Source organism: Bacillus gobiensis, from assembly GCF_001278705.1.
In the GTDB taxonomy this organism is placed as follows: Bacteria; Bacillota; Bacilli; order Bacillales; family Bacillaceae; genus Bacillus; species Bacillus gobiensis.
In genome coordinates this window covers 3602037-3621109 of record NZ_CP012600.1, presented here as the reverse complement: position 1 = coordinate 3621109, position 19073 = coordinate 3602037, and the positions used below count along the sequence as shown (strand labels likewise).

Annotated in this window: 23 protein-coding genes and 1 rRNA gene; 6 read left to right on the top strand and 18 right to left on the bottom strand. The window is 41.2% G+C overall.

The window, feature by feature from the left end; all coding sequences use genetic code 11:
• Positions 1-11: 11 nt before the first annotated feature.
• The 3 genes from AM592_RS18155 to metG all read right to left on the bottom strand — a co-directional run bounded on the left by AM592_RS18155 (position 12) and on the right by metG (position 4314).
• Entirely contained in the window at positions 12-1220 is a 1209-nt protein-coding gene (locus AM592_RS18155) for a G5 and 3D domain-containing protein (RefSeq protein WP_053605098.1), read from the bottom strand.
• A gap of 245 nt (positions 1221-1465) precedes the next feature.
• Positions 1466-2233 carry a TatD family hydrolase gene (locus tag AM592_RS18150; protein WP_053605097.1) on the bottom strand — a complete coding sequence of 256 codons (768 nt, stop codon included), beginning with the start codon at positions 2231-2233 and terminating at the stop codon, positions 1466-1468.
• Positions 2234-2325: 92 nt separating this feature from the next.
• On the bottom strand, positions 2326-4314 hold the full coding sequence (gene metG / locus AM592_RS18145) for a methionine--tRNA ligase (RefSeq protein WP_053605096.1): 1989 nt from the start codon (positions 4312-4314) through the stop codon (positions 2326-2328).
• A 540-nt stretch (positions 4315-4854) separates the two neighbouring features.
• On the opposite strand from metG, the gene AM592_RS18140 reads away from it, so the two are divergent.
• On the top strand, positions 4855-5139 hold the full coding sequence (locus AM592_RS18140) for a transition state genes transcriptional regulator AbrB (RefSeq protein WP_053605095.1): 285 nt from the start codon (positions 4855-4857) through the stop codon (positions 5137-5139).
• Positions 5140-5201: 62 nt separating this feature from the next.
• On the opposite strand, the gene rsmI is transcribed toward AM592_RS18140, so the two are convergent.
• The 11 genes from rsmI to AM592_RS18085 all read right to left on the bottom strand — a co-directional run bounded on the left by rsmI (position 5202) and on the right by AM592_RS18085 (position 12592).
• On the bottom strand, positions 5202-6077 hold the full coding sequence (rsmI, locus tag AM592_RS18135) for a 16S rRNA (cytidine(1402)-2'-O)-methyltransferase (RefSeq protein ID WP_053605094.1): 876 nt from the start codon (positions 6075-6077) through the stop codon (positions 5202-5204).
• Positions 6074-6343 (bottom strand): GIY-YIG nuclease family protein, encoded by a 270-nt coding sequence (locus AM592_RS18130; protein WP_053605093.1) that lies wholly within the window; start codon positions 6341-6343, stop codon positions 6074-6076. Before AM592_RS18130 ends, rsmI begins: the two co-directional genes overlap by 4 nt.
• Positions 6333-7073, bottom strand: a complete 741-nt coding sequence (locus AM592_RS18125; RefSeq protein WP_053605092.1) for a tRNA1(Val) (adenine(37)-N6)-methyltransferase — start codon at positions 7071-7073, stop codon at positions 6333-6335. The genes AM592_RS18130 and AM592_RS18125 overlap by 11 nt, the downstream gene beginning before the upstream one ends.
• A gap of 3 nt (positions 7074-7076) precedes the next feature.
• Complete coding sequence (locus AM592_RS18120) at positions 7077-7355, bottom strand: spore germination protein (RefSeq protein WP_053605091.1); 279 nt, start codon at positions 7353-7355, stop codon at positions 7077-7079.
• 122 nt (positions 7356-7477) lie between these two features.
• Complete coding sequence (yabA, locus tag AM592_RS18115; protein WP_053605090.1) at positions 7478-7843, bottom strand: DNA replication initiation control protein YabA; 366 nt, start codon at positions 7841-7843, stop codon at positions 7478-7480.
• 14 nt (positions 7844-7857) lie between these two features.
• A complete protein-coding gene (locus AM592_RS18110; protein WP_053605089.1) occupies positions 7858-8685 on the bottom strand; it encodes a competence/sporulation regulator complex protein RicT in 828 nt (275 codons plus the stop codon).
• A 2-nt stretch (positions 8686-8687) separates the two neighbouring features.
• Positions 8688-9677: a DNA polymerase III subunit delta' gene (gene holB / locus AM592_RS18105; protein ID WP_053605088.1), complete on the bottom strand. Its 990-nt coding sequence runs from the start codon at positions 9675-9677 to the stop codon at positions 8688-8690.
• A gap of 12 nt (positions 9678-9689) precedes the next feature.
• Positions 9690-10127 carry a YaaR family protein gene (locus tag AM592_RS18100; RefSeq protein WP_053605087.1) on the bottom strand — a complete coding sequence of 146 codons (438 nt, stop codon included), beginning with the start codon at positions 10125-10127 and terminating at the stop codon, positions 9690-9692.
• 12 nt (positions 10128-10139) lie between these two features.
• Positions 10140-10469 carry a cyclic-di-AMP receptor gene (locus tag AM592_RS18095; RefSeq protein ID WP_053605086.1) on the bottom strand — a complete coding sequence of 110 codons (330 nt, stop codon included), beginning with the start codon at positions 10467-10469 and terminating at the stop codon, positions 10140-10142.
• A gap of 60 nt (positions 10470-10529) precedes the next feature.
• Complete coding sequence (tmk, locus tag AM592_RS18090; protein WP_053605085.1) at positions 10530-11153, bottom strand: dTMP kinase; 624 nt, start codon at positions 11151-11153, stop codon at positions 10530-10532.
• Entirely contained in the window at positions 11150-12592 is a 1443-nt protein-coding gene (locus AM592_RS18085; RefSeq protein ID WP_053605084.1) for an aminotransferase class I/II-fold pyridoxal phosphate-dependent enzyme, read from the bottom strand. The genes tmk and AM592_RS18085 overlap by 4 nt, the downstream gene beginning before the upstream one ends.
• A gap of 198 nt (positions 12593-12790) precedes the next feature.
• Between AM592_RS18085 and AM592_RS18080 the strand changes: the two genes are divergently transcribed.
• On the top strand, positions 12791-13033 hold the full coding sequence (locus tag AM592_RS18080) for a hypothetical protein (protein ID WP_053605083.1): 243 nt from the start codon (positions 12791-12793) through the stop codon (positions 13031-13033).
• Positions 13034-13105: 72 nt separating this feature from the next.
• Here the strand turns inward: AM592_RS18080 and AM592_RS18075 are convergent, their stop codons facing one another.
• From AM592_RS18075 to AM592_RS18065, 3 genes are all read right to left on the bottom strand, one after another.
• Complete coding sequence (locus tag AM592_RS18075) at positions 13106-14293, bottom strand: toxic anion resistance protein (protein WP_053605082.1); 1188 nt, start codon at positions 14291-14293, stop codon at positions 13106-13108.
• A gap of 31 nt (positions 14294-14324) precedes the next feature.
• Positions 14325-14942 carry a 5-bromo-4-chloroindolyl phosphate hydrolysis family protein gene (locus AM592_RS18070; protein WP_053605081.1) on the bottom strand — a complete coding sequence of 206 codons (618 nt, stop codon included), beginning with the start codon at positions 14940-14942 and terminating at the stop codon, positions 14325-14327.
• 175 nt (positions 14943-15117) lie between these two features.
• On the bottom strand, positions 15118-15312 hold the full coding sequence (locus AM592_RS18065; RefSeq protein ID WP_053605080.1) for a sigma factor G inhibitor Gin: 195 nt from the start codon (positions 15310-15312) through the stop codon (positions 15118-15120).
• 265 nt (positions 15313-15577) lie between these two features.
• Here AM592_RS18065 and AM592_RS18060 point away from each other — a divergent pair, with 265 nt between their 5' ends.
• From AM592_RS18060 to AM592_RS25235, 4 genes are all read left to right on the top strand, one after another.
• Complete coding sequence (locus AM592_RS18060; protein ID WP_053605079.1) at positions 15578-16327, top strand: IclR family transcriptional regulator; 750 nt, start codon at positions 15578-15580, stop codon at positions 16325-16327.
• 20 nt (positions 16328-16347) lie between these two features.
• Complete coding sequence (locus tag AM592_RS18055; RefSeq protein ID WP_053605078.1) at positions 16348-17577, top strand: MFS transporter; 1230 nt, start codon at positions 16348-16350, stop codon at positions 17575-17577.
• 312 nt (positions 17578-17889) lie between these two features.
• Positions 17890-18249 carry a hypothetical protein gene (locus AM592_RS18045; RefSeq protein ID WP_053605076.1) on the top strand — a complete coding sequence of 120 codons (360 nt, stop codon included), beginning with the start codon at positions 17890-17892 and terminating at the stop codon, positions 18247-18249.
• Complete coding sequence (locus AM592_RS25235; protein WP_318773061.1) at positions 18236-18520, top strand: DUF2651 family protein; 285 nt, start codon at positions 18236-18238, stop codon at positions 18518-18520. Before AM592_RS18045 ends, AM592_RS25235 begins: the two co-directional genes overlap by 14 nt.
• 269 nt (positions 18521-18789) lie before the next feature.
• Here the strand turns inward: AM592_RS25235 and rrf are convergent.
• Positions 18790-18905: ribosomal RNA gene (gene rrf / locus AM592_RS18040) — 5S ribosomal RNA — on the bottom strand.
• Positions 18906-19073 lie beyond the last annotated feature (168 nt).

Genomic DNA, 19073 nt, shown 5'->3' with positions numbered 1-19073 from the left:
CTCTGAATCGATTACTTAAGTACTTTTATTTTCACTTGCTTATTTCCCCAGCGATACGCAGTGGACTTATCAGGGAAAAACACATCGATTTTACTTCCCTTGATTGCCGAACCTGTATCAGCTGCAATGGCATAGCCATAGCCTTCTACATGCACTTTGGTTCCTAATGGAATAAAACTCGGGTCAACCGCGATTACTTTGGCACCTGGATTATTTTTCAAGTCAATTCCGGTAGCCGTACGGCCTGAACATCCCGAACAGCTTGCTGTATATGCCGTGGATGTAACATAATATTCTTTTCCGGTAGAATTACTGCTTCTCGACACCGGATTTTTTTCTGCTGTGGCAACTACTTGGTTTTTCTTATCCTTCGTTCCTACAGCAACAATTTTATCTATACTGTCGTCTCCAGATTCTTCTTTTACAAGTTTTCTGGAAACCTCTTTACCGTTTTCCTTAACAACGTCATAATGCTTTTTCAGGGTGCCTTCTTTTCCTTTTTGAACAACTTTTTCTTTCCCTGTTTCAAGTGAACGATCTTCTTTTCTTTTCACTTGATAGGCGAGCTTTTCTTCCACTACATCGGTGACTTTTTCGATTCGAGTTATTGTAACCTTATGATCTGCTGTTAATTTTTCGTCCAATGAAGGTTCGATTTTATCCATATCACTTAGTTCCAAATCATGTTGCTTTAAAAAGTCAGCGACCGTAGTCGAAGTCGTCCATAGCTGCTTTTCTTTCCCGGCATCACTTAGCTTTATTTGAAAAGCCTTATTGATCGTAAGCTTGGCATCTTCAGTAAGCTTTTTATCTTTTGAAGGCTGCACTTGATCGTGATCACCCAGAGCGAGCTTTTGCTCGGCAAGAAAATCATCTACCGTTTCTGCAGTTGTCCATATCGTTTCCTTTTGGCCATCCACTGTAAGCTGGACAGGCTTTGAAGATACATATGCAACTTTCATATTGTTTTCCAGCTTCGTTTGTATTGCTGGAGAGATTTTATCTTCACTTCTCGTGGAAACCCCTTGGCTTTCCAGAAGCTCTCCCACTGTATTAGCATGAGTTCTCAGCTGCTGCTTTTTGCCGTTAATAGAAACAGAGACTGATTGTTTCGTAAGCTCATGAGTTCCATAGGCGGTTCCGCTGCCTATAATAAGCAAGGACGCAGCAAGCAGAATAACTTTGCTTTTACTTAGCTTTACGGAAAACAGCTTTTTCATTTTTTGTACGATGAAAAACGCCTCCTTCTCCTCGGAGAGATTATATATAGTATCGTCAACCCTGTCAACCCTCCTAATTACTTACACTATAAGCCAAATGCACCCTCTATTATGCAAAAATTAACTAGAAAAGGAAAGAAAGAGTTGTCGACAAACTTATCCTATGAAAGAGAATCGGCGTGTAGAACTTTTTTGTAATATAGAAAAAAAGGACGAGCACATCCAGGAAATTACATCGAATGCTGTCATTTTATAGAGAAAATTTTTTCAGCATTTTTTGTAGTAATTTTCGCAATTTCTGCATATGAAACGCCTTTTAATTCCGCGATTTGTTCTGCAATATATTTAACATACCCTGGTTCGTTTCTTTTTCCTCTAAATGGATGAGGTGTTAAATAAGGGCAATCCGTCTCAATCAAAAGCCGATCGAAAGGAATTTCTTTTGCAACTTCCTTAGGTTTTTTAGCATTTTTAAACGTAACAGGACCGCCAAAGGAGATGTAAAAATTCATATCCATACATTTCTGGGCGATTTCAATACTTCCGCTATAACAATGCATAATTCCCCCTACCTCGCTTGCGCCTTCTTCTTCAAGAATGGCAACAACATCCTCGGTTGCATCCCGGTTATGAATAATAATCGGCAATTTCACTTCTTTGGCAAGGGCAATCTGTTTACGAAAAACTGTTTTTTGAATATCTTTTGGTGACTTGTCCCAATGATAATCAAGACCCATTTCACCAATGGCAACAACCTTAGGATGAGCGGTAAGCTCCTTTATCCATTTCAAATCCTCATCCTTCATATCAATCGCATCGACAGGATGCCAGCCTATAGCTGCATAAAGAAAGGAATATTCCTCAATCAACTTCATAGCTTTTTCGATGGTAGGACGATCAAATCCCACAACAACCATCTTTTCTACTCCGGCATCACGCGCCCGTTCAATGACTTCATTTACATCCTCATTATATTGATCTGCATTTAAATGAACATGTGTATCAAATAGCATAAAAAGCTTCTCCTTTCTTCTTTAGACAAAAAACAAAAGGTGTTCGACGAAATGTTACACGTGAAACACCTTTTGCGTATGTTCTAATAAGCTTACTTAATCCTGGCACCATTGGCTAACGATTCATCTACTGAAGCGAGTGAAAGAGTACCGTTATCTTCCCCTGCCAAAATCATCCCCTGTGACAACTCTCCCTTTAATTTTACAGGTTTAAGATTAGTCACGCAGATGACTTTTTTCCCGGTTAAATCATCAGGGCTGTAAAACTTAGCAATTCCGGAGACAACTTGTCGTTGTTCAAAGCCTAAATCAAGCTGGAGCTTTAGCAAGCGGTCCGCTTTTTTTACAGGTTCGGCTTTGATTACCTCAGCGACACGAAGCTCGACATTCATAAATTCATCAATGCCGATTTCAGGAAGCTTCTCCACCTCTTCTATCTTTGTTTCTTTTTTTGCAGCCGGGACAGAACCCTGCATTTTATTTTTAATGTAGGCGACTTCTTCTTCAGCGTCCAATCGCGGGAATAATGGAGAACCAGCTTGTACTTTCGTGTCAGCCAGCCTTCCGAACTCTGAAATGCTTTCCCATGATGTTAATGAATCCTCTAACACGCCGAGCTGCAAAAAGATTTGCTCTGGCGCTTTTGTTAAAAACGGCTTCAATAGAACAGCAATGATCCGCAGCGACTCTGCAAGATGATACATAACAGACTGCAGTTCGTTTTCTTTTTCTTTATCTTTAGCCAAAACCCATGGAGCAGTTTCATCAATATATTTATTTGTCCGGCTGACGAATTGCCACAATTGGTTAAGTGCAACGGAAAACTCCATATTATCCATTGCCTTTTCATATGATTTCACTGTTTGTAAAGCCATATCCGATAAATTTTTATCAAACGGAGTGACAGGTCCGGCATACGATTTGATTTGGCCGTCAAAATACTTGTTGATCATTGCTACTGTCCGGTTTAACAGATTTCCCAAATCATTCGCCAAATCGAAATTTACCCGTTCTATAAAGCCTTCGGGAGTGAAAACACCGTCAGAACCGAATGGAACCTCACGAAGTAAATAATAACGAAGAGAATCCAAACCATATCTGTCAATTAATGTGACTGGATCAACCACATTTCCTTTTGATTTTGACATTTTCCCATCCTTCATTAGCAGCCAGCCATGGGCGAAGACCTTTTTTGGAAGCGGAAGATCCAAAGCCATTAGCATAATCGGCCAATAAATGGTGTGGAAGCGGACAATCTCTTTACCAACTAAATGTACATCTGCCGGCCAATATTTTTTATATTTTTCATCCTGGCCAGTGTCGTAACCGAGCGCAGTAATATAATTCGACAGTGCGTCAATCCATACGTAGATGACATGTTTTGGATTTCCTGGAACCGGGATACCCCAATCAAATGTCGTTCGGCTGACTGCTAAGTCTTCCAGACCCGGCTTAATGAAATTGTTGATCATTTCATTTTTTCTTGATTCAGGCTGAATAAAACCGGGATTTTCTTTATAGTAGGCAAGGAGACGATCCGCGTATTTGCTCATACGGAAAAAATATGATTCTTCCTTAATCAATTCAACTGGATGGCCGCTATCAGGGCTTTTTCCGCCGGTGATTGTTCCGTTCTCATCACGTTCAACATCTACCAGCTGCGTTTCCGTATAAAACGTTTCGTCAGGGATGCTGTACCACCCTTCATACTCGTCAAGGTATATATCCCCGTTATCCAAAAGCTTTTTAAAAATTTTTTCAACGACTGTCTTATGGCGTGTTTCAGTCGTACGGATAAAATCATCATTGGAAATATCTAATTTTTTCCACAGTTCTTTAATCACTTCTGCTTCGTGATCCAAATATTCTTGAGGCGTTGTATTATTTTTCTCAGCGGTTTGCTGAATCTTTTGTCCATGTTCATCAGTGCCTGTCAAATACATCACATCGAAGCCTCTCAGCCTTTTGTAACGGGCCATAGCATCGCCCGCTACAGTCGTATAGGCATGGCCGATATGTAATTTCCCGCTAGGATAATAAATCGGAGTCGTAATATAAAAAGTGTTTTTCTCTTGTGGCATGGTAAAACCTCCTAAACAATATGTTCCGATGACAATAATGGCCGAATCAGATCAGACAGGCATTCTTTCTAAATGATTCGCCAAAAACTCCCGCCCGAAGGACGAGAGCGCATAATTTTATATTATATTTGTTTTTTTAACTCTTCTTATATGATACCATCTTAGCCTTTAAGTTCAAGGAAATATACATGACAGACACTTTTGATAAAAAGCCCTTTTTCAAATTTTTTTAAAAAATAAGACAGAAAACCTATTTTTTTGTCGAATAATGTCGTAAAAAACAACAAACAAAAATATCTTTAGTTCGAAAGTCTTGATTTTTGTTTATCTCGAATTGGTGAAGTTTATATCATTGAAAAAAGAAAAACCCTGTAGTATAAAGGTTTTAAATGCTTTTTTACTTTAAGATCTAGTTTTTACAAACTATAGAAGATTAAATGATTGACGTTTATTGGAAACCCTGTTATTCTTATAGGGTAAGGAATTTGTCGAATAATGACGAAGAACAAAAAATAAATGACTCTTGGGAGGAGAAAACATATGAAATCTACAGGAATTGTACGTAAAGTTGATGAATTAGGCCGTGTGGTTATTCCGATTGAATTACGCCGCACTCTTGGAATTGCAGAAAAAGATGCTCTTGAAATCTACGTGGATGATGAAAAAATCATTCTTAAAAAATACAAACCAAACATGACTTGTCAGGTGACTGGTGAAGTTTCTGATGATAACTTGAACCTTGCTGAAGGAAAATTGGTTCTTAGCCGCGAAGGTGCAGAATTGATTATCAGCGAAATCCAAAACAAGCTTCAATCATCAAAATAAGATAAAACATAAAAAAAGACCGCTCTCAGCCAGTTGTACGCAACTCCTGAGAGCGATCTTTTTTATTTATTTCGTATGTGATAGGCATCATATACTGCTCGTTTTGGAATATCGCGGTCCGTTGCGGCATTTTTGACGGCTTCTTTCGTCGAACAGCCCAGCTGGATGTAATGTTCGACATGCTCGATCTCGGTTAATTCATCCCACCATGCCGATGTTTGCTCGCTCTTTTGTTGTGAACCTTCTACAACAAGGCAAAATTCACCGCGAATCGTTTCATTTGCCGCCCAATCCTTTAGCTCTTCAGCCGTGCCCCGGATAAATTCTTCAAATTTTTTTGTCAGCTCTCTTGATACCGTGATTTGACGATTCCCCAAATGGTCATGAATAAACGTTAGGGTTTCTTTTAAACGATGTGGCGCCTCATAAAAAATAAGCGTTTCTTCACGGTCTTTTAACTCATCCAGTTGTTTTTTCTTCGTTTTCTTCGACCTGTCCAGAAAACCGAAAAAAAGAAATGGCTGAGGAGAAATACCTGACGCGATCAAGGCTGTGAGAGCTGCATTGGCTCCGGGCAGCGGGACCACGTTTCCGCCAATCGATACATATTCTCTGACGATTTCTCTTCCTGGATCGGAAATCGTCGGCATTCCAGCATCGCTGACTAGTGCGATATTTTTATCTTCTTTCAGCCATTCGATGATTTTATGTCCGCTGGATTCTTTGTTATGCTCATGGTAGCTGACAAGCGGGGTCTCAATGTCGTAAACATGGCACAGCTTCTTCGTTTGTCTCGTATCTTCTGCTGCAATATAATCCACTGTTTTTAACGTGTCTACAGCGCGAAAGGTCATATCCTCCAAATTGCCTATAGGCGTTGGAACCAGAAACAAAGTCCCCATATCAGAATGGCCGTTAAAACTTTTTTGGCTTTTCATTCGCTGACTGCCTCCCTTCTCGCTTCCAAATATCGTTCTTTCTTTTTTCGCGATAGTGTTTTGAAATGATATTCCATTTGCATCGCTTCTTGTTTAGTTGGATAAGCTTCGCTATGTACCAAGGAAACAGGGAGTCTGGCTCTCGTATATTTTGCCCCTTTCCCTTTATTATGTACTTTCAATCGCTTGTCCAGATCATTCGTATAGCCTGCATAAAAGCTGCCATCTCCACAAAGCAGCACATAAAAAAAGTGATTATTCTCCATATAGAATCGTCCTGACTTCAGGTGTATATTCATTTTTATCCGTATACACAAATAACGGGGGCAAGATCTTAAGGTCCGGTTTTCCGGCTTTGATCCCTTCAACCAAGATCGTATTCGCTTCTTTTCCCTCTCGGGGATAGACAAATCTAACACGTTTTGGTTCGATTTGATATGCCTTCATCAGTTCAAATATTTCAATCAGCCGTCCGGGGCGATGGACTAGAGCAAGCTTTCCGCCCTGCTTCAGCAGTTTGCTGCCCACCCGAATGACATCTTCCAACGTACAATGAATCTCGTGCCGCGCAATAGCCAAGTGCTCGTTCAGGTTTCTTTCTTCTTGATTCGGTGTCTTAAAATACGGAGGATTGCACGTAACTACATCATATTTATTATGACCTAAAACAACCGGCATATTTTTCAGGTCATCCTGAATCAAACCAATTTGATGCTGCAATCCATTGTACCCCACGCTTCTTACTGCCATATCATAGAGCCGCTCCTGCAATTCGACTCCGATGATTTCCGCTTTTGTCCGAGTGCTGAGCAAAAGCGGGACAATGCCATTGCCTGTACATAAATCGATGATTTTTCCTTTTTGAATCGGAACATACACGAATTTTGACAGCAGTACGGCATCAAGTGAAAAAGCAAAAACACTAGGGCTTTGAACAATTTTCATATTCTCTGCCAGCAAATAATCCAATCTTTCATCATCTCGTAATACAACCATATATTATTCCTTTCTTATTGTAACTCTTAAAGCATTATCACTGTTTCCTTGATTATAAACGATTTCTTTTGTTTTGAAACCGCGGGTGTTTGAATTAACCATAACTTCTCCAGATGCTTCGTCCATTGGCATTTCCTCTGTCGTGTTCCCCTGTACAGAGTTTCCCTCTGCTGACGATACAGTTTTTGTGAAAGTAACAGGAGAGATTTTATAAGCCCCGCCAAAATTAACAACCCCGCCGCCGGTAACACTGTTAATTGTAATATTGCATTGTTTTCTCATGTTCTATTCCTCCTCTTACACGCATTCTATGCATTCTTTTTTTCTATTCCCGTGCTCCTGTCTCTTATCAAATCAATCATTTTCTACAAAAAAAACTCCCGAATCTCTTCGGGAGCCATTTATTACTTCTTATTTAAAAAAGAAAGACAAAACAGACAATCACCGTCTTTACGGACGCTGCCGTAATGGATGGGGCAAATGTGAAAGCCTTCTTGATAAAGGCGCGCCAAATTATCATAGCCCTCTCCGATTTCCGCAGATACCATTTTTTCGGTTTTTTCTTCTCCAGAAACAGGCTCTTCTTCCACAGCTGCACCGTTGTTCTTTTCCTCAAGCCTTTGGCGGAGATGATTATTTTCAAGCTGTAGATAATGATTTTCTTCGATCATTTCACCAATATGAAGCTTTAAATCTCCCAGCTGCTTATATAAGGAGCCGATTTGTTCCTCCATACTGCTGACTGCACTGAATAATTCTTTTTTATCCAAGGTTCTCCACCTCGTCAATCTGTTGTTTGAGCGGAAACAACACCTTCTTCGAGCAATTCTTCCCAAGTGTATTCTACGACTTTATCTCTCTCTGTAAGCTCAACCTGAAGGATTCGTTCAAGGATATTCAGGCCAACCACTTTCGCAGGTCCGTCTGTTGTCGTAATGAATTCACCGATATCCGGAAGCTGTTCTTTTGCCGTTTCGTACTCATCATTTTCATATTTCAAGCAGCACATTAACCTTCCGCATAAACCAGATATCTTAGTAGGATTTAATGATAAATTTTGATCCTTCGCCATTTTAATAGATACCGGTTCAAAATCACCGAGAAAGGTAGAGCAGCAAAGCATTCTTCCGCACGGCCCGATTCCGCCGAGCATTTTCGCTTCATCTCTGACCCCGATTTGCCTTAACTCGATTCGTGTTTTAAAAATAGAAGCCAGATCCTTCACCAGCTCTCTGAAATCGACTCTTCCATCAGCTGTGAAATAAAAGATCACTTTGTTGCGGTCAAAGGTGAATTCAACATCTACCAGCTTCATATCCAACCCGTGCTCGGCCACTTTTTTTTGGCAAATGCCAAAAGCTTGTGCAGCGGCTTCCTTATTTTCATCAACTATCATCTTATCGCGCTCATCAGCAACACGGATGACTTTTCTAAGCGGAAGCACAATGTCATGCTCTTCCACCGTTTTATTTACGATCACAACATGTCCGTATTCAACGCCTCTGACGGTTTCAACGATTACGTTTGTGTCGCGCTCTATCTGAAATCCATTTGGATCGAAATAATAAATTTTCCCCGCTTTTTTAAAACGGACTCCAATTACATTATACAAGGTTATCCCTCCTGCAACGTTAACACCAGCTGTTCCATCAGTACCTGGGCATTCACGTTGGAACGAAGCCGTTTTTTAGCTTCCAGCACAGCATGAATTTGGTTCATTACGACTGCCTGCGTTGATTGTAATGCATGAGACTCTATATTGTCCATCAAATCCTGATATAAAACCTGTCCATTATTTCCCACTTGAATGGACAACACATCACGATAGATGAACAGTAACAGATCCAGTCCAAGCTCCTGCTGATCTTTTTCTTTAAAAAAAGGCATCCACTTGTCATGTATATAAAAGAAAGCATGTCCTCTTCGATGAGTTAACACTTCATATAATTTTATCACTATCGATCTTGCTTCTGCAAACTCTTCATTCCGACTTAATTCGAGTGCTTCAGCCACATTTCCCGTTAAATTAGATAAAAGAGCCGCCAAGTGTGCAGAGACACCCTCCTTGATGAGGTCTTTTTCAATGGAAGAAGGAGCCAGCGGCCTGAATGTTAACATTTGGCATCTGGAAATGATCGTATTAAGCAGCTTCTGCGGCTGCTCGGTAACTATAACGGCCATTGTTCCGGGATTCGGTTCCTCCAAAAATTTCAACAAACTGTTTGCCGCATTGGCCGTCATCTGATCTGCATGAAAAATAATGTACAGTTTCTTTTTGGATTCGACACCTGTCTTTTTAAATTCTTCCTGAAGTGCCTGGATTTGGCCCTTTTTTATCGATTGGCCGTCCGGACGAATGACGAATACATCCGGATGATTCCCTGACTCGATTCGTTTGCAGTTTCTGCACGTTTCACAAGGCTCAACACCCGATTCAAGGCAGAAAAAACTTTTCGCCAGCAAATAGGCAGCGTCTGATTTCCCCGTGCCTCTCCCGCCTTCAAACAAGTAAGCATGAGCCAAGCGCTCTTTTTTTATGCTATTTGAAAAAAGCTTCATTACGGCCGGCTGATGGCCCTCCATTTCAGTCCAGCTTCTACCCATTTTATCAACTCTCTATGTGTACAGGTTTATTAATAGTCCCTTGATCTCGCCGATTCGTTCCAGCAATAAAACGGAATCCTGTTCTTTATTCAATAGATCCTCCGTCAGCTGAATCAGTTTTGTGTCCAATTCTTTTACAACGGTTAACGTCCGGCTGTTTCCATAAAGGTCAAAGCTTCTCGATTCTTCGAGAGATAAACCGCTTTCGACAGCTTCCTTTACAAATCGTTTAACTAACCCTTTGAATCTGGCCAAGTCTTTAAAATTTCTCGACTTGGCCAGACGTTTTCCAAACTCTTCTATGTCAGACAACAGCTTCGTCAGCTGATCCGCTTGAAGCCTTCCCTTTTCTTTTTCCATAGCGGATTTAAAAGAAGGGGACGTAGTTGCTTGCTTGGCCGAAATCTGCTTTTGCAGCTCCGTGATACGAACGTCTTGATTAATTTTCACTATCCGTTCACCTTAAAATTGATGGAATTTTTCAACCGGCATAACAAACACGGTCGCACCGCCGACTTCAACTTCTACTGGATACGGAACATAGGAGTCAGCGTTTCCTCCCATTGGAGATACAGGAGTAACGAGCTGATCGCGTTTCCTTCCGTTTTGCTTAATAATATCAAGCACCTTTTCTACGCGAATATCCTCTGTACCGATCATAAATGTCGTGTTGCCTGACTTAAGAAATCCGCCCGTCGTTGCAAGCTTAGTAACGCGGAAATTATTTTCAGTCAATGCTTTTAGCAAGGTATTGCTATCTTGATCTTGAACGACTGCAATGATTAGTTTCAATTTTCGGACCTCCTCGTATTTGAAAACATTATTTCTTATTATATCATATAGGCCATTAGGTCATATTTTCTTTTGAATAATGGAATAGACATCGTGACAAACGTCTTCAATCGATCGTTCAGCAGAAACGGTCTCGATTCTGCCTGCAAATCGCTTGATCACTTCCTGGTAGCCCTGCTGCACTCGCTTATGAAATTCAATCGTTTCTAAATCAAGACGATTCTTTTCCCTGTCGCTGCTCTCTTCAATCCTCTTTAAGCCTTCTTCAGGATCGATATCAAAATAGATCGTCAAGTCAGGCATTGCGTCTCCGATTGCAAACTGGTTAATCGAATAGACCTCATCGATGCCAAGACCTCTTGCAAACCCTTGGTACGCAAGCGAGCTGTCGATAAATCGGTCACACAAGACTATTTTCCCGCTTTTCAGCTCTGGCAATACTTTTTCAACAAGATGCTGCCTTCTTGCTGCCGCGTAAAGGAGGGCTTCTGTCTTTGCATCCATCGCAGTGTTTTCTTCTTTTAAAATCACTTGGCGAATTTGCTCGGCAATGTCAATTCCCCCTGGTTCCCGTGTAGCGGTGACGCTGTGGCCATCCTTTTCAAGCCGCTCTTTAACCTTTTGAAGAATTGTCGTTTTCCCTGCTCCTTCTGGTCCTTCAAATGTAATAAATACTCCTGTCATGGTGTCTCCTCTTCTATATAAACAAGTAATTGATAATTGTGATTGATCCCGTTCCCTTGTATCCGGGCTTTCTGATCAATAAGCCTCTTTAGTATCTCAGCTTTTTCCTCTATAATTCGTTCTCCCGGCAAAAGTAGTGGCACTCCCGGCGGATACGGGATAATTGGTCCCGCACACACGCGGCCGATTGTCTTTTCAAGGGAGAGCGGTTCTTTTTTGAATGACGCAAGTATTTCTTTGTCATACGCTAATTCCGTTATTTTTTCAGACGGTTGATCCGACGTGAGAGCTTTCCGCCCTTGCCGCCTTGTCCTTTCTACTTCCTTGTCTATCGCTTGAAAACGTACTTTAGAAATCGATCTGTTCTTTTCCATGGGCAGCACAAAAAGCACAAATTGTTCGTCTGCCATTTCCGGATGAACATCAGCCGCTTCAAACAGCTCCTTTAATTCATATCCAGTATGCCCGCACTTTGATTGGACAGCAAGCTTTAACGGATCTGTTTGAATGGACGGATCTGTTGGTTTTTTAATTTCAACATGCTGCATTTCCGCAAACAAGCCATGAAATGATGCAATATCCTTCACAATCGCTTCCAGCTGATTTGAATAGATGATCTCATCAAGATAGGCTCTTGCCAAATCAAGTGAAGCCATAATCGGATAAGATGGGCTGCTGCTTTGCAAAATTGACAGATAGTAAGCGATCCGTTCTCTGTTGATCCGGTCGCTGTTGAGATGAAGATAGGATCCCATCGTCATCGCCGGCAGCGTCTTATGAGCCGAATGGACGACGACATCAGCACCCATCTGCAGGGAAGACAATGGAAACGGCTTGCCCAATACAAAATGCGCGCCGTGCGCTTCATCAACAAGGACAGGAATTCCGCGGCGATGGGCCTCCTTGATCGATGGTGCCAGGTCTGTCACGTGGCCATAATACGTCGGATTTGTCAGTACAATCGCTTTTGCTTCAGGATAGAGCGACATCGCTCTATTCAGTGTCTCCTCCGACACGTGAGTGGGCAGCTTCATGTCCAAGTCAATTTCCGGGCTAAGGTAAACCGGGTAAGCGCCGGCCATCTCGACGGCGTGAAACACCGACTTATGGCAGTTCCGCTGCACCAAGATCGTATCACCCTGCTGACACGAGGCCAATATCATTGCCAGGTTGCCGACAGTGCTGCCGTTAACTAAGAAAAAAGTTTCGCATGCACCGTAGAGCTTTGCGGCCAGCTCCTGTGCTTCCTTAATCACGCCTTCGGGATGATGGAGGTCGTCCAAGCCTTCTATTTCTGTCAGATCAAGCGCAAGCAGTGAATCATAAAAGGGGCGGGCCTTATCAAAAAAGACATCCCCGTTGTGATGTCCCGGCACATGAAACGAATAAGGATTGGATTGCACGTGGCGCAGTAAGGCGTGGAATAATGGTGTTTTCAATTTGAACGATCCTTTTAAAATATGTTCTTATTTGTTGTACTTGTATTGTAACATAAGTTCCCATACCAAGTATAAAGCTAGGAAAAGGGTTTTTTTCCTGTGTAAATATTATTATATAATTATTTTTGACACATATTTTAACAGCTTACCATAACCAATCCGTAACATAAGAAATTCAGGCGAACGGGGGTTGTTTTTATGAATAAAAAAAACTTAAAAATTTGGTCACTCGCTTGTTTTATAATATGTCTCTTGCTTTGGGCGCCTAATCTCATTTTTCAAATAAGCAGCCCTTTCTGGACTTTTACTTTTTTAGTCGGTCCAATTGGAATAGCTCTTGGTATTTTTGGCAAAAGCTATGTATTCACTATTTTGAATGCGATTATGAGTTTCAGCTTTTTTATTTTCATATTTATAGGATATTCTTTATTTGGGCCATAAGTGATAATTTGAAAACGCTGTTCCTGAATTTTTTTCACTGAAATTAAAAAAGAGCCTTTCCAAAAAAGGCTCCTACGGCAAATACGTTTGATTGTTTTGGTCTGATTTTATATTCAGCAGCTTTTGCTTTAAGTCGTCTTCCATGGCCAATATTTCTTGCTCTGCCTGCTGTCTCTTCGTTCGGCCTTCCTCTTGAATTTTCAAGGTTTCTTCCAGCGTTCCGACGAGATTTTCCTGAACTTTCTTTAACGTTTCAATGTCGACAAGCCCTCGTTCGTTTTCTTTTGCCGTTTCAATCGTATTGGCCTTCAGCATTTCTGCATTTTTCAAAAGCAGCTCGTTCGTCGTTTTCGACACTTGCTTCTGCGCTTCAACCGCACTGCGCTGGCGCATAAGCGTGAGGGCAATTGCCACCTGGTTTTTCCACAATGGAATCGCCGTCATAATCGACGATTGAATTTTTTCGACGAGTGCTTGATTCGTATTTTGAATGAGGCGGATTTGCGGAGCGCTTTGAACAGTAATTTGCCGGCTAAGCGTTAAATCGTAAATCCGTTTTTCCAGCCGATCGACAAACTGCATCATATCATTAACGTCTTGTACAGCCATTTGGTCGTGTCCGGAGTCTGCCTTTTTTTGAAGCTCGGGCAGCAGTTTCGTTCGAATCTCTTCTATTTTCAGCTCTCCGGCTGCGATATAGACATTCAAGGCTTGAAAATAGTCTCTGTTTCTCTCATATAACTCCTCGAGCAATTTGTTGTCGCCTATCAACGCTTTCTTTGAATGCTCCAGCTTGACGCTGATCCGATCAATTTGCGCACCAGTTTTTTGATATTTTGAGAGTACCTCCTGAATGGAATTGGATACCTTTCCGAATAAACGGGAAATCACGTTTTTCTTTTGCGGAGTCAGATCATCCGGATTTACATTTTCAAGCCGTTTCATGAGATCGCCAAGTATTTGGCCAACCTCGCCTATGTCCTTTTTTTGGACATGATCAAGCATTTGGTGAGAAAAATTCAAAAGCTTGGACTGGGCGGAAGTCCCATACATCGCCAGGCTTTGCTGGTTATGCGGATCAATTTGTCCGGCAATTTGGCGTGCCTTTTCCTTGTTTTCTTCCGGCAGCACGTCGATAAGTCTCGCCTGCTTTTTCTCGTTTTTTTGCGGACTTGCAGGAATGGCCTCATGATCGCCAAATGGATCAGCCAGCAAATCATCAAATGAGGATTGTGCAGCGTTGCTTTTCTCATTGCTCATCAGGGGTCGCTCCTTTCTCTGGATGTTCCCGTTATTTTTTGCTTAATGAATGCTTAGCTACATCCAATTCGAACTGCAAATGATCAATATCCTTTTCAAGCAGATCGTACAAATCCTTTTCCAAACTCTCAGCAAGCTGGGCAATCGTCCAGCGGGTATCGCTTAGAGACATCTGTATTTCCGCATTTTTCTTTGGCTGTGTGGCAAGAAGCGCATACTTCTCTGTCAGCTCAACGATTGACTCCAAATTTTCGAAGTAGAATTTTTCTGCTTGATAAAACCGTTTTGGCTCTTTCTTGGTAATGACATATATGCGTTTGACTATGCGAAAAATCTCAAAATTTTGCTTAATCGTATGCAGATTTTTCACCGCAAATAACGCCTTACGTAAACGAGCAATTTTCAATTTCGCCTCATGCAGGTTTTTCTTAATATAAATATATTCTCGCATCGACAGCTGATTTTTCCGTAAATAGAGATAGTGTCCAATCCAGAGCGTTCCTGAAAAAACGACAAACCATCCGCCCACAGCATACAAACTCGAGATTAAAAACGTTTGTCCAAAAGCGAAATAACTAATCAGCCCTGTGATCACTGCTATCGTGGAAGCCGACGCAGCTCCCGTCAGGACATGCAAAAATGATCTCATTTTACGATTCGCTCCCTGTTATTCATTCTTCTATAAACTATACGGTCTGAACTTGATAAAAGTTTCATTCTATTTCCATTGTATAAAAAAGAGAGGAATTTGTCTCCTCTCATTAATCTTTCCTTTTAATCAGACTTTTAACGGATCGTTGAAATAAAAAAAGACCAGTAACGGTCTATGAATATAATGGGGGGGTATGCAAGCTTTTTAATTTTTTTACGTATTCTTTATACTCAGGATCAGATGCAGAGGTAGCTACTATTTTTCTCTCACATTGTAAACATATGAATTTCATTTGAACATGGATACCTGCATTCTTCTTTTCATCACATATAATGCACGTTTCCCCATAACGGGATTCCTCACTCATGCTCCCACCTCCATGGCTTTAGTATGCCCCGGCAGCCTATTTTCTATACAATATTCTGAATTATTTCTCAGGTCCATTTATTATATGAATCTCCTTCGATTAGAGTGTATGTCAGATTTCGAATGATTAGGCTTAATAAAAGTAGGTGTAGTTCGTTATTTTTCTCCATTATGGATAATAAATGCTTTTTGATTCTCTATATTTGAAAATCCTTTTCTATACTGCTATCCTTATGTCTGAACTCGAAAATAAAGGTGGCACACGAATGCAAAATCGAAATGAGGTTGGGACGTTAAAAAAAGGGTTGGATATTTTTCAGCTGCTTCTAGAGCATCCGAGCTTGTCCATTCAAGAAATCATTGAAATGCTGCAGCTTAACCAAAGTACCACGTATCGGTTGGTTAGCACGTTGGAACAGAACCATTTCATTTCGAAAAATAACAATCGTTATGAAATATCTGACACTCTTATCTCGAAGATTCTCCAGAAGAGCAAGCACACAAATTACGATTTAACGTGGAAGTCTGTATCTTTTATGGATAAGTTGAGTCAAGAAACAGGAGAGACAACGTACATTGGCATGATGCAAGGAACGGAAATGATGATCACACAAGCCGTCCAAGGAAAATATGCGACACGAACCCACCTTGAAGTCGGCGATCGGCTCTCTCTTCACGCAGACGCGATCGGAAAATGTATTTTAGCGTTTAAAGAAAAAGACGAGCAATCCCGGATCATTAACAGCTTAACGTTTGAAAAAAGGACGGATCACACCATTACATCGCTTGATTTATTTCTTGAGGAACTAGATCGTATCAAAAAGAACGGGTATTCCTTAGACAATGAAGAAGGTGAAATTGGCGTCCGATGTGTCAGTGCGCCGATTTATAAAGGTGATCAAGTGATAGCTGCCGTTGCGATCTCGGGTCCCTCCGTTCGTGTGTCCAAAGAAAAAGACGAGGCTCATGTCGAATTGGTTAAAAAATGCGCCAAAGAGATTTCGGCATCTCTTTAAAAAGAAAAGGAGGAAACAACATGGAATTAAATGCTTCAGCAGAACCACAAGCACAAGCGTCTGTGATGACCAGACAGAGCTGGATTGCTCTTCTTTCGCTGGCCATCTGCACCTTTTCGCTTGGCACGACAGAATTTGTCATTGTCGGATTGCTGCCAACCGTAGCGGACGCATTGCATGTAACTGAATCTCAGACCGGGCTACTAGTCTCAGCCTATGCAATAGGCATTGCCATTGGCTCGCCGATTTTCACTTCATTAACCGGATCAATGCCCCGTAAAAAGCTATTATTTATGCTTATGGTCGTATTTATTTTAGGAAATGCAGCAGGCTCCATTGCTCCAACATTTGGACTTATTTTAATTTCCCGAATTATAACAGCTGTTGCGCACGGCGTATTTTTCTCCGTTGGAACTGTAGTTGCCGCTGAAATGGTTCCCGCAAATAAAAAAGGCAGTGCAGTATCAATGATGCTATCCGGCTTAACCATTGCAACCATTTTGGGTGTGCCATTTGGTACGGTCATCGGTCAAGCGTTCGGATGGAGATGGACATTTATCGGAGTTGCTCTGTTAGGAATTATCGGCTTTATTTGTTTACTTCTCTTTTTACCGAAAAACATAAAAATGGATGCTCCTCCTACCTTTAGAGATCAAGTGAATCTGATTTCTAATGGCCGGGTTATCCTTGCACTTCTCATGACCATTCTAGGATTTGGGGGTACGTTTGTATCGTATACTTTTTTAGCACCCATCCTGCAAGACATTACCGGATTTGCGGAAGGCTCTGTTAGTGTCATTTTACTCGTATATGGCGTTGCAGTGGCGATCGGGAATTTGATTGGCGGAAAGATTGCCGACCAATATCCAATTAAGGGGCTACGCGTAGTGTTTCTGCTTCAGGCCGTGATATTGGCTGTTTTTTCTTTAACAGCGCCATTTCAAGCACTGGGACTCGTGACCGTCTTTTTCATGGGGCTGTTTGCCTTTATGATGAACGCCGGTGTACAGGTGTATACTGTGTCCTTAGCTGATAAATTCGTGCCCACCGCCAGAAATATAGCATCAGCATTCACCATTTCTTCCTTTAATATTGGAATTGCTTCAGGCTCCTACATTGGAGGCATCGTTACGGACAGCATCGGACTTATTCATACCGCTTGGATCGGCGCCCTCATGGTTGTCGGAGCTATTATTCTGGCATTCGTTAATTATGGTTTAGATAAAAAACAGCAATTATTTGAACAGTAACGCTGCCTTGGAAGTCTTTGCTACCCAAGGTACGAGGTAGGAATAAAGATAATAATTGAAGTAAATCAGAGAGATCAGAGCCTTGGTTCTGGTCTCTTTTTTTGTTGCCTGTCCCCTTCGAGTCGCACTGACTGAAGCTGGTTTCCTTTATGCGACTATTTTGGCGAGATATCCTGCCATTGTGGGAATATATCCGCTCTTGGCTGAAATAAGCCTCCATTACCCGCCGCCAAAACCACCAACACATCTCGCACCATCTCTTCTGCTGTGCGATTTTGAGGACTTTGGCTCTACTGCACAGCTGACCCAAATATGCCCCAACTAATGACAAGGATGGTGGCTTCTTTCCATCCAGAAAGATTGAAAATATTAAAAGACGAAATCATAGCAGTTTCGTATAATGGAAAAGTGAACATTTATGATAAGAATATTAATAAGAAAAGTTCATTCGATTTTTACGCTGGGAATAATGACTTTTTATTGAATGATGTTCAGTTCGACACTAATAAGATGTATGTTTTGATTAAAGGATTTGATATGCAGAAGGATAATGTTCTTGGAGAAATAACTTCGTATGAACTGAAGTCTGGAAAAAAGGTGAAAACCACTCAATTAAAAGCAAAGAAAGAGTGGGAAATTGCTCGGTTTGAATTATTGAATAACGACAGTTAAGGAGGATACTGATATTAACCCACTATTAAACCCCGCGTATTTCTTACTCCTTATCCTGCCAGCGTTCTCTTTTGTTTTAGGGATTATAGGATATTTAATCTTTAAAAAGGTATGGATAATGGTTGTAATTGTGTTGATATTTTCTTTAGGCTATATGTTTATTGAAATTGGTCCGGAACCAACATTCCTAATTTGGGTATCCATTATGACTGGAGCTTGTTTCATTTCTGGTTTAATCACTAAGTCTATAGCAAACTTAATAAAGAGATAAAAAGGTCATAAATGACAGCCAAATATTAAGTTGAACATGGGTTTTTATAAAAGAATATACAGATAAATTGCAAGAAGAGCATGTTTTGATAATCTATTTTCATAACATGCTCTTCTAATATTCAATGGAGTCAATTATTTTCTAAACATTTCATTTACTTTTTGTTTAAAATATTGACAACGGGAATTTTTCTAATATAAGTTTTTCTATTATCCATTTTAAACAGAAAAAAGACCAGCTTGGATAAGCTGATCCTTTTCCTACGATGTGCTTGGCGGCGTCCTACTCTCACAGGGGGAATCCCCCAACTACCATCGGCGCTGAAGAGCTTAACTTCCGTGTTCGGCATGGGAACGGGTGTGACCTCTTCGCCATCGCCACCAAACTATGGGTTACGGCTTCCGATGAACGGCGGACTTCGTTGTCATCTTCGCTCAGTCGCATCCTCACGTACGTATGTACGCTCCGGTGCTCCTTCACTCGATTCCTAGAATTCCTTGTTCCTCGGGAACCCTCTTGGGTTCGATAAGTGAACCGTAAGAGAGATATGTTC